Below are 14,170 nucleotides of genomic sequence, written 5' to 3'. Positions count from 1 at the left end.
GGGGGACGTACACCATGGTCGACTTGCACGATCTGAGCAACGCCAAGGTGGACGTGCTCACCGCCGCCGCCACCTCCTGGGAGCAGATCGCGACGAAGCTCAGGGCGATGGACGGCGAGTGGAACAGCGTCGTCGTCGCCAAGGTCAACGGCTCGGGCTGGACCGGCAAGAGCTCGGAGCTGGCCAAACCGGCCCTCCAACGCGGCAACGACCAGCTTGGCGCCGCTGCGACCGAGGCCGCCGCGATCGCCTCCGTACTGGGCGAGGCGGCCAGGGACATCCAGGCCGCCAAGGACAAGGCCGCAGCGGTCGTCGCGGAGGTCACGGCGGCCGGATACACCGTCAGCCCGGACGGCGGCACGGTCAACTGGCCGGCGCCGGACAAAGCGACCGTGCACGACCCGGAGGCATCGCGGACCTACCAGGACAAGTGCCGTGCCAAGGCCGAGGGCTTCCAGCGCCGGATCGGGAACGTTCTCAGGGAGGCCACCGAGGCCGACCAGCGGGCCTGTTTCGCCCTGCGCGCCGACGCCACCACCGACAAGGACGGCTCCTTCAACGCCCAGGCAGTCGGAGGCGGCCCCGAGGCGGACGCGAAGCGTGCCGCCCAGCTGGCGGCCAAGGGAAAGAAGCTCACCGATCCCGACCTCCTGGAGCTCAACAGCCTGTTGGCCGCCCACGGCGGTGACCCGGTGTTCACCACCAGGTTCTACGAGACGGTCGGACCGAAGGGCCTGCTGGTCTTCTGGGACAACATGGTCGGCGCCGACTCCGGCGTCGGGGGCGTGAGCGACGCCCGCCTGCAGCAGTACCAGGACCTGCAGAAGAACCTCGGCACCACCCTGGCCACGGCCACCCGAACCTCCAACCAGCCGCACCTGTCCGACCAATGGGCCGCCGACCTGCGCAAGGCAGGCGCCGAGCTGCTGTCCGAGGAGCCGCCGGTCGGGATGGGCACGAGGCCCTACATCCCCCGCGGGTACCAGGTGCTGGCGGGCATCCTGCGGACCGGGAACTACGACCCGCACTTCCTCAACCCGATCGCCGAGCACGTCCTCCAGCTCGATGCCAAGGACACCAACCGGACGAGGCCGTTCTGGCCCGACTTCGGGGGCGACAAACGGGGAATCTTCAACATCGTCGGCCAGGACGGTGCAGCGGGCTACCAGCCGCTCACGGGAATCCTGGAAGCGCTGGGCCACATCGTGGACAGCACGCACAAGGACACCCTCGCGGTGGCGCAAGACGTGGCCGGTCAACAGTGGGATTCCGGCCGCAGCGCCAGCGGGAACAGCGCGGCTCAAGCCGTCCGGGACGCGGCTGTCGGGAGCGGTCTGAGCGGGAAGGACATCAATGACCTCGCCGCCAACGCCGGGCACAGTGCCGTGCAGGGCGGCGCGGCGGGTGCCGTGGCGAACCGCACGGCCGGGGGGAAGGGGTGGCGGGGTACGGCGGTACGAGGTGGCGTTGCTCGCCGGAGGACTGGCGGCCGTGTTCACGGCGACCGGGGTCGTCGGCTATCTGGACTGGCGGGCGCACGAACCGGACGAGGACCGGAGCAGGGCCACGTCCTTGTGCAGACTGCCCACGGGGCCCGACACACCGCTCGGTCGGCTGCTGCCCACGGGTCGGCAGGACGTCCAGGAGCGGGTTCACGGTTCGGGCGATGAGGGGGCGTCGGAGTCCTGCACGATCCGGGTGGACGGCCGGACCGCCCTGACCGTCACCACCGACCGCCACGTGGGACGCGCCGTACTGCCACCCGAGCTGGCCCAGCAGAGCGGTGCGGAGAGCTTCGGGGTCGGCAGCTCCTCGGCCGCCTGGGCGCGGGGCGCCGCCGTCGTGGAGTACTGTCCTCGCCCCAGCTTGTTCTACCACGTGCTGTTGCGGGTCGTGCCGGGCGAGGCCGTCCGGGTCGGTCGACCGGAGGCGGACCGGGCCGATTTCGAGGACATCGCCAGGTCCGCCCTGCCGAACGAGGTGATTGCGGGATGCTAGTGAAACGGCTCCGATGGACGGTAGGGTCCGCTGCAGTCGTGCTCGTCCTCGGCGCCGGCCTGATCGGCTGGCACCGCCACCTCGACCAAGGCGTGAAGCACCCGCCGGCCGTGGACCTCTCCCACGGAGAGTGCCGGGGAACCCTCGACGACCCGCGCTTCGCCGCGTCCCTGGGGTCCACCCGACAGGTCCGGGTCGACACCACGTTCCTGGCGGGGAGGACACACTTGCCCGATCTGCTGGCGTGCTCCGTGGACGGCGAGCACCAACGGGACCTGAGCGTCAGGGTGGACGGCGCGAGCGACGAAAAGGATCAAACCACCCTTGAACGGAAGGAAGTACCGGAGGACGCTCAGGCGTTCCCGGGCGGTGAGGGCGACGACCGCGCCGCCGTGGTCCGGTTCACCTGCGTCGCCGGATCACCCACCGACGGCACACAGCGGACCTGGTACTACGTGGCGACGGCCGCGGTCCAGAACGCCAGGGGCAACTCCGACCCCGCCCCGGGCCGGCAGAAGACTGCGGAGCTGGCGGTGGCGTTCGCCCACCGGGCAGCCGAGAAGGCCCTCGGCTGCACCAACACCATCGACCTGCCCGAAGGGCCGTACGTGTTCAGCCCGCTGCCTCCGCAGCTGATGCCCCCGCGGGCGGGTCAGGGCTCGTAGCGGTAACCCATGCCGGCTTCGGTGATCAGGTGGCGGGGGTGGGCGGGGTCGGGTTCGAGTTTGCGGCGCAGGCCGGCGACGTAGACGCGCAGGTAGTGGCTCTGCTCCTCGGCGGTGGGGCCCCAGACCTCGCGCAGGATCTGCCGGCCGGAAACCAGGTGCCCGGGATGGGCCAGCAGGAGGGTGAGGATCTTCCACTCGGTGGGGGTGAGCCGCACGGGCCCGTTCGGGCCGGTGGCGGTGGTGGCATCGGTGTCGATCTCGTACTCGCCGATCCTGGGGTTGTGTTCGCGGACGAGGTGGAGCGGTCTGCGCAGGACGGCCCGCAGCCGGGCGAAGAGTTCGTCGGGGTCGAACGGTTTGGTGACGTAGTCGTCGGCCCCGGCGTCGAGGGTGCGGATCATCTCCTCGGGGCCGGTGTGCCCGGAGAGCACGATGATCGGCGCATCGAGGTGGGCGCGCATGCCCTTCAGGACGTCGATGCCGCCGAGGTCGGGAAGGCCGAGGTCGAGGAGGACGGCGTCGGGCTGCTCACGCTCGGCCACGTCGAGTGCCCCCTGGCCGCTGTGCGCGGTGAGGACCGAGTAGTGGCGGGCACTGAGGTTGATCCGCAGGGTTCGCAGCAGCAGCGGATCGTCGTCGACCAGCAGGACGCGGCTCACTGTTCCTCTTCGAAGTGCGTGGCGGCGGGCAGGGTGAGCAGCATGGTGGTGCCGCCGCCGGGGGTGTCCTCGACTTCGAGGGTGCCGCCCATGGCTTCGGCGAGGCCGCGGGAGAGCGCGAGGCCGAGGCCGACGCCGGTGGTGTTGTCGGTGTCGCCGAGGCGTTGGAAGGGGAGGAAGACCCGGTCGCGGTCCTCGGGGGCGATGCCGGGGCCGCGGTCGATCACCCGGATCTCGACCTGGTCGGCGTGGTGACTGGCGGTGATCAGGACGGGCGCGCCGGGGGCGTTGTGCCGCAGGGCGTTGGCGATGAGGTTGGCGAGGACGCGTTCCAGCAGGGGAGGGTCGGCAAGCACCGGCGGGGCCGTGTCCAGGTCGAGCGGCTGGACGGCGGCGTCCGGATCGGCGAGGGAGTCCATGGCCCGGGGCAGCACCTCGTCGAGCTGGGCGGCCTCCAGGTGGAGGGTGAGGGCACCGGCCTGGAGGCGGCTCATGTCGAGGAGATTGTCCACCAGCGCGGTGAGCTTGAGCAGCGACTCGTTGGCCATGGTGAGCAGTTCGTCGCGGTCGGCGGGTGCGAACTCCACGTCCGCGCTGAGCAGCGAGCCGACGGCGGCGAGGGAGGCGGCGAGTGGGGTGCGCAGGTCGTGGCTGACGGCGGCGAGCAGGGCGGTGCGCATCTTGTCGGCGGCCTTGATCGGTTCGATCTCGGCGGCGGCGGTGGCGAGGCGGTCGCGCTCCAGCGCGGCGGCGATGTGCGCGGCGAAGGCCGTCAGGACGCGCTGGTCGGCGGCGGAGACCCGACGTCCGGCCAGGACCAGCAGCGCGTCCGGTCCGGCCGGCAGTTCGGTGACCGTGCGGTCCGCGGCCGGCTCGCCGTCGGCGTCGCTGCGCGCGATGGTGCCTCCGTCGCGGTCCAGCAAGGAGACGGAGTCCAGGCCGAAGGCGGTGCGGGTCTTGCCCAGCAGAGCGGGCAGCGCGTCGGCGCCGCGCAGCACGCTACCGGCCAGGGTGGAGAGGGCCTCGGCCTCGGCAGTGGCGCGGGCGGCCCGGGTGGTGAGGCGGGCGGCGTGGTCGACGACCGTGGCGACGGTGAGTGCGACGACCGCGAACACCACCAAAGCGATGAAGTTGTTGGTCTCGTCGATGGTGAAGGTGTGGACGGGCGGGATGAAGAAGTAGTTGAGCAGCAGCGAGGCCACCAGCGAGGCCAGCAGTGCCGAGGTCACGCCGCCGAGCAACGCGACCGCCACGACACCGAGTTGGAAGATCAGCGCGTCGGTGGTGAGGTTAACCGAGTGATGGAACTGGGACAGCACGCTTGTCAGCAGCGTGGGCACCACCAGGCCGGCCAGGTAGCCGGCGATGGTGCGGCGCTTGGAGTGGCGGGGGCCGAGCTTGGGCAGTACCCGGCCGCGGCCGGTGAACTCGTGGGTGACCATGTGGACGTCGATGTCCTCGGACGCGTCGATGGTCGTCTGGCCGTTGCCGGGGCCGGTGAGGAAGCGGTTGATCCGGCCGCGGCGGCTGGTGCCGAGCACCAGCTGGGTGGCGTGGTGCGCGCGGGCGAAGGCCAGCAGCGCGGTGGGGACGTCGTCGCCCACGACGACGTGGTAGCTACCGCCCAGGTCCTCCACCAGCTGCCGCTGCTGGGCGAGCGCCCCGGGCGAGGCGCCGGCCAGGCCGTCACTGCGGGAGACGTGCACGGCCAGCAGCTCGCCGCCGGCGGTGCGGTCGGCGATCCGGGCGGCGCGGCGGATGATCGTCTCGCCCTCGGGGCCGCCGGTGATCGCCACGACGACGCGTTCGCGGGTCTCCCAGACGCGGTCGATGTTGTGGGTCGCGCGGTAGTCGCGCAGGCCCTCGTCGACCCGCCCGGCCACCCACAGCAGCGCCAGTTCCCGAAGTGCTGTCAGGTTGCCGACGCGGAAGTAGTTGGACAGGGCCGCGTCGACCTTCTCGACCTTGTAGACGTTGCCGTGGGCCATGCGTCGGCGCAGTGCCTGCGGGGCCATGTCGACGAGTTCGATCTGGTCGGCGCGGCGGACCACCTCGTCCGGGACGGTCTCGCGCTGGGGGATGCCGGTGATCTTCTGGACGACGTCGTTCAGCGATTCCAGGTGCTGGATGTTGACGGTGGTGATGACGTCGATCCCGGCGGCGAGCAGTTCCTCGACGTCCTGCCAGCGCTTGGCGTTGCGGCCGCCGGGGATGTTGGTGTGCGCCAGCTCGTCCACCAGCGCTACCTGCGGGCGGCGGGCGAGCACCGCGTCGAGGTCCATTTCCTCGAAGTCGGTGTCCCGGTAGTGCCGGCGGAGGCGGGGGACCACCTCGAGTCCGTCGAGGATTCCCGCAGTGTGCTTGCGCCCGTGAGTTTCGATGAAGCCGACGACCACGTCCGCGCCGCGATCCCGCCTGCGGTGGGCCTCGTCCAGCATCCGGTAGGTCTTGCCGACACCAGGGGCCGATCCGAGGTAGACCCGCAGCCGTCCGCGGCGGTGAACGGTGCCGGGGGCGAGGTCAGGGGGCATGGGCGCTGCGCTTTCTGGCGAAGGGCGACCGGTACGGCTGTGATGTCGGCCCGGTGGTGGTGAGGGGGACCCCGCCGGGCGGACGGGGAGAACGGGTGACCGACCCGGGTGCGGCATGGTGTGCACCGCGCCCGGGTCGGCTTGGAACCTCAGCGTGCCGAGGCGGTCACTTCGCCTCGCTGACGGCCTTGTTGAGGAGGACGACGTTGACGCCCTCCTGGCCGAGGAAGCCGAGGGAACGGCCCTCGCTGTACGTGTCGACCAGCTTGGCGACCGTCTCCACCGGGAGGTTGTGCTCCTTGGCGACCCGGTTGACCTGCTCCTTGGCGTAGGCCACCGAGATGTGCGGGTCGAGGCCGGAGCCGGAGGCGGTCAGCGCGTCGGCCGGGATGCTCGCCGGGTCGACGCCGTCGAAGGCGGCGACGGCGGCGCGGCGGTCGTTGACGGCCTTGAGCAGGTCGTCGCTGTTCGGGCCGAGGTTGCTGGCACCGGAGTTGTCGCCGGCGTAGTTGTTGGCGGAGGGCCGGGGCTGGAACCACTTGGGGTCCGGCTTGGGCTCCTCCTTCGGGTCGTCCGGGTTGGCCTTGGGCAGGTTGTAGTTCTGGCCGAGCAGGCTGGAACCGATCTCCTTGCCGTCGGACTTCACGATCGAGCCGTTGGCCTTGTCGCTGAAGGCGACCTGGCTGATGCCGGTGATCAGCAGCGGGTAGGCGATGCCGCACAGGACGGTCATCACCAGCAGCGCCCGCAGCGCGGTGAGGTGGGTGCGCACGATGGTGGGCATGGTTCTCGTTCTCTCAGCTCAGACCGGGGATGAACTGGACGATCAGGTCGATCAGCTTGATGCCGACGAACGGCACCACCAGACCGCCGACGCCGTAGATCCCGATGTTGCGGGCCAGCAGCGAACTCGCGTCGGAGGGCCGGTACTTCACGCCGCGCAGGGCGAGCGGGATCAGGCCGATGATGACCAGGGCGTTGAAGACGATCGCCGAGGTGATCGCGGACTGGGGGCTGTGCAGGCCCATGATGTTCAGGTGCTTCAGGCCCGGGTAGACCCCGGCGAACATCGCGGGGATGATCGCGAAGTACTTGGCCACGTCGTTCGAGATCGAGAACGTGGTCAGCGCGCCACGGGTGATCAGCAGCTGCTTGCCGATCTCGACGATCTCGATCAGCTTGGTCGGGTTGGAGTCCAGGTCGACCATGTTGCCGGCCTCCTTGGCCGCCATGGTCCCGGTGTTCATCGCGACGCCGACGTCGGCCTGGGCGAGCGCGGGGGCGTCGTTGGTGCCGTCGCCGGTCATCGCGACCAGCTTGCCGCCCTCCTGCTCCTTCTTGATGAGGGCCATCTTGTCCTCGGGCGTGGCCTCGGCGAGGAAGTCGTCCACGCCGGCCTCCTCCGCGATCGCCCTGGCGGTCAGCGGGTTGTCGCCCGTGATCATGATGGTCTTGATGCCCATCCGGCGCAGCTCGTCGAAGCGCTCCCGCATGCCCTCCTTGACCACGTCCTTGAGGTAGATCACCCCGAGGACACGAGGAGCCTGGTCACCGGACTTCGTGGCCACCACCAGCGGCGTACCGCCGGCGGCGGAGATGCCGTCCACCAGCTGTGCGACGTCCGATCCGACCGAACCGCCGTTCTCGGTGACCCAGTTGGCGACCGAGCCGGCCGCACCCTTGCGGATCTGCGTACCGTCCACGTCCACGCCCGACATGCGCGTCTGGGCCGTGAACGGGACCCAGGTCGCGTGGGCGAGCTCGCCCTGGGCGCGGGCCCGCAGGCCGTACTCGGTCTTGGCCAGGACCACGATCGAGCGGCCCTCGGGGGTCTCGTCCGCGAGGGAGGAGAGCTGGGCGGCGTCCGCCAGCTCGCCGATCTCGACGCCCTCGGCGGGCTGGAACTCGGCGGCCTGGCGGTTGCCCAGGGTGATGGTGCCGGTCTTGTCGAGCAGCAGGGTGTTGACGTCGCCCGCAGCCTCGACGGCGCGCCCCGACATCGCCAGCACGTTGCGCTGGACCAGCCGGTCCATGCCCGCGATGCCGATCGCGGACAGCAGCGCGCCGATGGTGGTCGGGATGAGCGCCACGATCAGGGCGACCAGGACGATCATCGACTGCGGGGCACCCGCGAACGTCGCCATCGGCTGCAGGGTCACGACCGCGACCAGGAAGACGATGGTCAGCGAGGCGAGCAGGATGTTCAGCGCGATCTCGTTCGGCGTCTTCTGCCGGGCGGCGCCCTCGACCAGGGCGATCATCCGGTCGATGAACGACTTGCCGGGCTCCGAGGCGATCTTGACCACGATCCGGTCGGACAGCACCTTGGTGCCGCCGGTGACGGCGCTGCGGTCGCCGCCGGACTCGCGGATGACCGGCGCGGACTCACCGGTGATCGCCGACTCGTCCACGGACGCGACACCCTCGACGACGTCACCGTCGCCCGGGATGGTCTGCCCGGCCTCCACGACGACGTGGTCGCCGAGTTGGAGCGCGGTGCCGGGGACCTCCTCCTCGTCCTGGGTCGCGGGCCAGTTGGTGAGGCGTCGGGCGACGCTCTCGGTCTTGGTCTTGCGCAGGGTGTCGGCCTGGGCCTTGCCGCGGCCCTCGGCGACGGCCTCCGCCAGGTTGGCGAAGATCGTGGTGAGCCACAGCCAGACCGTGATCGACCACGCGAAGACGCTGGGGTTGGCGATAGCGGAGATCGTGGTGACCACCGAGCCGACCTCGACCACGAACATGACCGGGTTCTTGACCATCACCCGGGGGTCGAGCTTCTTCACCGCGTCGGGGAGCGAGGTGACGATGAGCTTGGGGTCGAGAAGGCCGCTCTGGACCCGGTGGGGGGTCGTGCTGTGGTCGACCGGTGCGGGGTTGTGGGTGGTGGACATCAGTGGAGACCTTCTGCGAGCGGCCCGAGGGCCAGGGCCGGGAAGTAGGTGAGGCCGACGACGATCAGCACGACGCCCGACAGCAGCCCGACGAACAGCGGCTTGTGGGTGGGCAGGGTGCCCGGAGTGGCCGGAACCGGCTGCTGCTGGGCGAGCGAACCCGCCAGCGCCAGGACGAAGACGATCGGCAGGAAGCGGCCCAGCACCATGCACAGGCCCAGCGCGGTGTCGTACCACGGCGTGTTCACCGTGATGCCGGCGAACGCCGAACCGTTGTTGTTGCTCGCCGAGGTGAACGCGTACAGCACCTCGGAGAAGCCGTGGGCGCCCGAGTTGAGCATCCCGGCCCGCTCACCCGGCAGCGCCATCGCCACACCCGTGCCGACCAGCACCAGGATCGGCGTGGTGAGGATGTAGAGGGAGGCGAACTTCATCTCGCGGCCGCCGAGCTTCTTGCCCAGGTACTCGGGGGTGCGCCCGACCATCAGGCCCGCCACGAACACCGCCACGACGGCGAGGATCAGCATGCCGTACAGACCGGAGCCGGTACCGCCGGGCGCGATCTCGCCCAGCATCATGTTGAAGATCGTGATGCCGCCGCCGAACGGCGTGAACGAGTCGTGGAAGGAGTTCACCGCACCGGTCGAGGTCAGCGTGGTCGAGGCGGCGAACAGGGTCGAGGCGGCGATGCCGAACCGCTGCTCCTTGCCCTCCATCGCTCCGCCCGCGGCCTGCAGGGCGGTGCCGTGGTGCTGCGACTCGGCGAAGGTCAGCAGAGCGACCGAGGCGACCCAGAACAGGCCCATCACGGCGACGATCGCGTAGCCCTGGCGGTTGTCGCCGACCATCTTGCCGAAGGTGCGCGGCAGCGCGAACGGGATCACCAGCAGCAGGAAGATCTCCAGCCAGTTGGTGAAGCCGGTCGGGTTCTCGAAGGGGTGCGCCGAGTTGGCGTTGAAGAAGCCGCCGCCGTTGGTGCCCAGCTCCTTGATGACCTCCTGGGAGGCCACCGGGCCGCCCGGGATCTTCTGCACGTCGCCGGCCAGGTTGGCGACCTCGTGGAAGCCGTGGAAGTTCTGGACCACGCCGTTGGCCACCAGGACGAGGGCGAGCACGATCGAGATCGGCAGCAGCAGGCGCAGCGTGATGCGGGTGAGGTCGACCCAGAAGTTGCCGACCCGGTCGGTCTTGTTCCGCATGAACCCGCGGATCAGCGTGGCCATGACGGCGATGCCGACGGCGGCGGAGACGAAGTTCTGCACCGCCAGGCCCGCCATCTGCACCAGGTGGCCCATCGCGGACTCGCCGCTGTAGGACTGCCAGTTGGTGTTGGTGACGAACGAGATCGCGGTGTTCCAGGCCTGGTGGGCCTCCATCTCCGGAACGCCGAGGCTGAGCAGCAGGTGCGTCTGGAGGCGGATCAGGGCGTAGAGGAAGAGGACGGAGACGGCAGAGAAGGCGAGCACCGAGCGCAGGTAGACCGGCCAACGCTGGTCGGCGTCACCGTCGACGCCGATCAGCTTGTAGATGCCGCGCTCGACTCCGAGGTGCTTGGCGGTGGTGAGGAGCTTGGCGATGTAGTCGCCGAGGGGGCGGTAGCACAGGGCCAGCGCGCCGACGAGGGCGAGGGCCTGCATCCAGCCCGCGAGAGTGGAACTCATGATCAGAACTTCTCCGGGAAGATCAGCGCGACGACGAGGTAGCCGACGAGCGCGACGGCGACGATGAGACCTGCGAGATTCTCGGCGCTCACAGCTTCTCCACCCCCTTCGCGACCAGGGCGATGACGGCGAACACGGCAACCGTGAGGCCGACGAACACAAGATCGAGCATGAGTTCCACCAGATGGGGGATGTGGGGGACGCCGCAGGCAGCACCCGGAGGCGTGCGCGGCGCCGGCGGACGAACCGGCAGAGGGCAGCAAAGCACCCGCATGGAACGCGTCATCGTTTCCTGACGCGTTCCATACGGGTGAATCGGAACCTTGATGCGGCTTTGACGGCGGCGTCACGCGCGTGAGACCAACGGTTGTCCGAAACGTTTCCCGCAGGCGGCCCGCCTCGGCCGGAAAGGTCGTGGTCAACCCTCTTCGCGAGGCCGATGGCGGTGCAGAAACCGGCCATGGGCGGCTTCGGAGTGGGTGACGACGTAGACGTCGATGTCGTCGCCGGAGCCCTCGATGATGGTCTCGCCAGTGCCGCGGCTGAACAGGCCCTTGAGGCGGCTGCGGCGGGTGGCGCCGATGACGATCTGCGTGGCGTTGACCTGCCGGGCGAACGCCAGGACCGCCTGCGCCGGATCGCCGCCGGTCACCGTCTGCCAGCTCCCGCCCAGGCTCTCCACCAGGGCGCGCTGGCGGGCCAGCAGCCGGGGGGAGGCGCTGGCCAGTCCGTCGTCGTGGGTGACGTGGACGGCCAGGAACTCGCCGCCGGCCCCGCGGGAGGCGGTGCGCTTGGCCCTCCTGATGAGGGTGTCGCCTTCGGGACCGCCGGACAGGGCGACCAGGACGCGTTCCCGGGTGCCCCATGGTTGCTGGATGCCATGGTCGTGGCGGTAGCGCAGCAGGGCCTCCTCGACCCGGTCGGCCGCCCAGAGCAGGGCGATCTCCCGCAGGGCGGTCAGGTTGCCGGTGCGGAAGAAGTTCGCGAGTGCCGTGTCGATCCTCTCGGGCGGGTAGATGTTGCCGTGCGCCATCCGCCGTCGCAGGGCCTCGGCGGACATGTCGACCAGCTCGATCTGGTCGGCGCGGCGCACCACGTCGTCCGGGACGGTCTCGCGCTGCCGGATGCCGGTGATCTGCTCGACCACGTCGTTCAGCGACTCCAGGTGCTGGATGTTGACCGTGGAGATGACGTCGATCCCGGCCTCCAGCAGTTCCTCCACGTCCTGCCACCGCTTCTCGTTCCGGCAGCCGGGGACGTTGGTATGCGCCAGCTCGTCCACGAGGGCGACCTGGGGGTGGTGGGCGAGCACCGCGTCCAGGTCCATCTCGGTGAAGGAACACCCCCGGTACGACATGGTGCGGCGGGGGACCGTCTCCAGGCCCTCGGCCATCCGGCGGGTCAGCGGCCGACCGTAGTCCTCGACGTAGGCGATCACCACGTCCGTGCCGCGTGCAGCGCGCCGCTGGCCCTCGGCGAGCATGTCGTACGTCTTGCCGACCCCGGGGGCGGCCCCGAGGTAGACCCGCAACCGGCCACGAGGCACCGCCGCCGTCCTTCCCAGCCGCCCGGCGGAACCCGGGACGGCTCGACAGCCTTCGTGTCCATGGTCGTCCTTGCACGTACGGAGGCGCACCGGGAGACCCGCCGCGGTGCTCGCGCCCGGTGTGCGCCGACCGTGCTCCCGGTGACGTGCGGATATGCCCTGCCGCTCCCCGCTAATGTCCCGATAAGATGACCGCAGGTGTGCCGGGAAGTCTGGTCGGCTCGGGGGACGACTGCGGCGATCGGGCGGCGGTGACCCCGCTCGTCGTGATGAGGTCTTCACCACCGATGCACGTTGTCGGGATCGTTCTCGTCCTGGTGGTTCTGGCCACCGCCGTGGCCACCTTCGCCCGGCGCCTGCGCGTGCCCGCGCCCTCGCTGCTGGTCCTGGCCGGCGTCGGGGCGGCGCTGGTACCCGGTGTCCCCGCCCTGCACGTCCCGCCGCAGATCATCGGCATGGTGGTCCTGCCGCCGCTGCTCTACTCCTCCGCCGAGGAGCTGTCGCTGCGCGACCTGCGCACTGTCTGGCGCCCGGTGACCATCCTCTCCTTCGGCCTGGTCTTCGCCTCCGCCGCCGCCGTCGGCTTCACGGCCGTCGCCGTCGCCGGGCTCCCGCCCGCGATGGCCTTCGTGCTCGGCGCCGTGCTGTCCAGCACCGACCCCGTGGCCGTCACCGCGCTCGGGCGCCGCCTCGCCCTGCCCGGGCGGGTCCAGGTGCTGGTGCAGGCGGAGAGCCTGTTCAACGACGCCACCTCGCTGGTGCTGTTCAAGGTGGCCGTGGGCATCGCGGTGGCCGTCGGCGCCTCGGTGAGCGTGCCGGCAGCCGGCGGGGAGTTCCTGCTGCTCGGTGGGGGCGGAAGCCTGGTCGGCGCAGCCGTCGCCGGGCTCGTCTGGCTGGTACGACGCCGCACCACCGACCCGGTGCTGGAGACGGTGATCGCACTGGTCACCCCGTACGCGGCGTACGTGCTGGCCGAGTCGGTGCACACCTCCGGCGTCACCTCGGTGGTGGTCGCAGGCGTGCTGCTCGGCCGTTCCGGCCACCGGCTCACCGACGCGCACATCCGGTTGCAGTTGAACGCCGTGTACGCGGTGGTGGTGTTCCTGCTGGAGAGCGTCGTCTTCAGCATCGTCGGCCTGGAACTGCCCACCCTGGTCCGCGACCTGCCTGCCGGAACCGGGCTCTGGCCGGTCCAGGCGCTCGCCCTGGCCGCCGTGCTGATCGCGGTGCGGGTGCTGTCCACGCTGCCGCTGACCCGCGCGGTCAAGCCCACCCAGGGGCGGCTGTCCTGGCGGGTGGCCGGGGTGGTCACCTGGGCCGGCACCCGCGGCGTCATGCCGCTGGCCGCCGCCCTGTCCATCCCGCTGGTCACCGACGACGGCACCAAGCTCGCCGGACGGCCCCTGGTCCTGGTTCTGACCACCGCTGTCGTGGTGTTCACCCTCGTCGTCCAGGGCCTGACCCTCGCCGCCGTCGTCAACCGCTCCGGCCTCGCCCTCGAACCCGAACACACCGCCCGCGAGGAGGACGACGCGCGCGACGCCCTCAACCGCGCCGCCCTCGACCACGTCGAACACCTCGCCGAGTTGGAGACCCTGCCCGACACCACCCTTGACCGCGTGCGCCGTGGCCTCACCGCCCGCCTCGACCGCACCCCCGAAGCCGCCGACGGCACCACCGCCGACGCCGCCTACCGGCAACTGCGTCACGAGGTCATCGCCGTGCAGAGCACCGAGCTGCACCGCCTCTACGACGAGCACCGCATCAGCGACACCACTCGCCGCCGCCTTCAGCACGACCTCGACCGCGAGGAGGCCGCCCTCGGCACCCCGTGACCCGTCGGCCTTCCGCAGAGGTTCAGCGGCGTTGCCGCGGTGGGAACACCGCGGTGAGTGTCGCGCACACGGCCGCCCCGAACAGGAGCCCGCCCCACGGCACCACACCAGCAGGACGGTGCGTCACCAGCCCGCAGACGAAGAGGGCGGTTCCGCCGCACACGAGGAAGAGAACGGAGGCGCGAAGCGCGGACCGCCACCGGTGGCGTACTGTCCCTGAGATCGGCGGCGCCGCCGGGCGCAGGTCGGCGGTGGCCCGGCCGGGTGGCCACCCGGATCCCGCGTCGGGGGGCTGCGCCCGCGCGCCGCCGGGGCCCGCTAGGCGACCGCGGGGCGGCCCGGGGCCGCTAAGCCGACCGCCCGCCCCAGGGACACTCGCTG

Annotated in this window: 11 protein-coding genes; 4 read left to right on the top strand and 7 right to left on the bottom strand. The window is 70.7% G+C overall.

Features of this window, described 5'->3' with window-relative positions:
• Positions 1-23: 23 nt before the first annotated feature.
• From ACIRYZ_RS28620 to ACIRYZ_RS28610, 3 genes are read left to right on the top strand one after another with little or no spacing between them, the layout of a single operon-like run.
• Positions 24-1,670 (top strand): hypothetical protein, encoded by a 1,647-nt coding sequence (locus ACIRYZ_RS28620; RefSeq protein WP_402949481.1) that lies wholly within the window; start codon positions 24-26, stop codon positions 1,668-1,670.
• Between the two features lie 28 nt (positions 1,671-1,698).
• Complete coding sequence (locus ACIRYZ_RS28615; RefSeq protein ID WP_402949478.1) at positions 1,699-1,998, top strand: hypothetical protein; 300 nt, start codon at positions 1,699-1,701, stop codon at positions 1,996-1,998.
• Between the two features lie 38 nt (positions 1,999-2,036).
• Positions 2,037-2,663, top strand: a complete 627-nt coding sequence (locus tag ACIRYZ_RS28610; RefSeq protein ID WP_402949476.1) for a hypothetical protein — start codon at positions 2,037-2,039, stop codon at positions 2,661-2,663.
• Here ACIRYZ_RS28610 and ACIRYZ_RS28605 read toward each other — a convergent pair.
• From ACIRYZ_RS28605 to ACIRYZ_RS28575, 7 genes are all read right to left on the bottom strand, one after another.
• Positions 2,651-3,325: a response regulator gene (locus ACIRYZ_RS28605; RefSeq protein WP_402949474.1), complete on the bottom strand. Its 675-nt coding sequence runs from the start codon at positions 3,323-3,325 to the stop codon at positions 2,651-2,653. The two genes, ACIRYZ_RS28610 and ACIRYZ_RS28605, sit on opposite strands and share 13 nt — an antisense overlap.
• The gene (locus ACIRYZ_RS28600; protein WP_402949471.1) at positions 3,322-5,856 is read right to left on the bottom strand and encodes an ATP-binding protein; all 2,535 of its coding nucleotides are present in this window, start codon (positions 5,854-5,856) and stop codon (positions 3,322-3,324) included. The genes ACIRYZ_RS28605 and ACIRYZ_RS28600 overlap by 4 nt, the downstream gene beginning before the upstream one ends.
• A 166-nt stretch (positions 5,857-6,022) precedes the next feature.
• A complete protein-coding gene (gene kdpC / locus ACIRYZ_RS28595) occupies positions 6,023-6,640 on the bottom strand; it encodes a potassium-transporting ATPase subunit KdpC (protein WP_402949469.1) in 618 nt (205 codons plus the stop codon).
• A 13-nt stretch (positions 6,641-6,653) separates the two neighbouring features.
• Positions 6,654-8,747 (bottom strand): potassium-transporting ATPase subunit KdpB, encoded by a 2,094-nt coding sequence (kdpB, locus tag ACIRYZ_RS28590; protein ID WP_402949466.1) that lies wholly within the window; start codon positions 8,745-8,747, stop codon positions 6,654-6,656.
• Entirely contained in the window at positions 8,747-10,408 is a 1,662-nt protein-coding gene (gene kdpA, locus ACIRYZ_RS28585; protein WP_402949464.1) for a potassium-transporting ATPase subunit KdpA, read from the bottom strand. The genes kdpB and kdpA overlap by 1 nt, the downstream gene beginning before the upstream one ends.
• Before the next feature lie 2 nt (positions 10,409-10,410).
• The gene (kdpF, locus tag ACIRYZ_RS28580) at positions 10,411-10,500 is read right to left on the bottom strand and encodes a K(+)-transporting ATPase subunit F (RefSeq protein WP_037830997.1); all 90 of its coding nucleotides are present in this window, start codon (positions 10,498-10,500) and stop codon (positions 10,411-10,413) included.
• A gap of 326 nt (positions 10,501-10,826) precedes the next feature.
• Positions 10,827-11,954 (bottom strand): universal stress protein, encoded by a 1,128-nt coding sequence (locus ACIRYZ_RS28575; RefSeq protein WP_402949460.1) that lies wholly within the window; start codon positions 11,952-11,954, stop codon positions 10,827-10,829.
• A gap of 287 nt (positions 11,955-12,241) precedes the next feature.
• On the opposite strand from ACIRYZ_RS28575, the gene ACIRYZ_RS28570 reads away from it, so the two are divergent.
• The gene (locus ACIRYZ_RS28570) at positions 12,242-13,789 is read left to right on the top strand and encodes a Na+/H+ antiporter (RefSeq protein ID WP_402949458.1); all 1,548 of its coding nucleotides are present in this window, start codon (positions 12,242-12,244) and stop codon (positions 13,787-13,789) included.
• Positions 13,790-14,170 lie beyond the last annotated feature (381 nt).

The organism is Kitasatospora sp. NPDC101155 (assembly GCF_044768305.1).
Lineage (GTDB): Bacteria > Actinomycetota > Actinomycetes > Streptomycetales > Streptomycetaceae > Kitasatospora.
The sequence above is the reverse complement of the archived record's forward strand: the minus strand, read 5'-3'. Positions and strand labels throughout refer to the sequence as shown.

Excerpts from the sequence above, each read along its gene's own strand:
- ACIRYZ_RS28600 (WP_402949471.1), bottom strand. The coding sequence starts at position 5,856 with ATGCCCCCTGACCTCGCCCCCGGCACCGTTCACCGCCGCGGACGGCTG.
- kdpC (WP_402949469.1), bottom strand. The coding sequence starts at position 6,640 with ATGCCCACCATCGTGCGCACCCACCTCACCGCGCTGCGGGCGCTGCTG.
- kdpB (WP_402949466.1), bottom strand. The coding sequence starts at position 8,747 with ATGTCCACCACCCACAACCCCGCACCGGTCGACCACAGCACGACCCCC.
- kdpA (WP_402949464.1), bottom strand. The coding sequence starts at position 10,408 with ATGAGTTCCACTCTCGCGGGCTGGATGCAGGCCCTCGCCCTCGTCGGC.
- ACIRYZ_RS28570 (WP_402949458.1), top strand. The coding sequence starts at position 12,242 with ATGCACGTTGTCGGGATCGTTCTCGTCCTGGTGGTTCTGGCCACCGCC.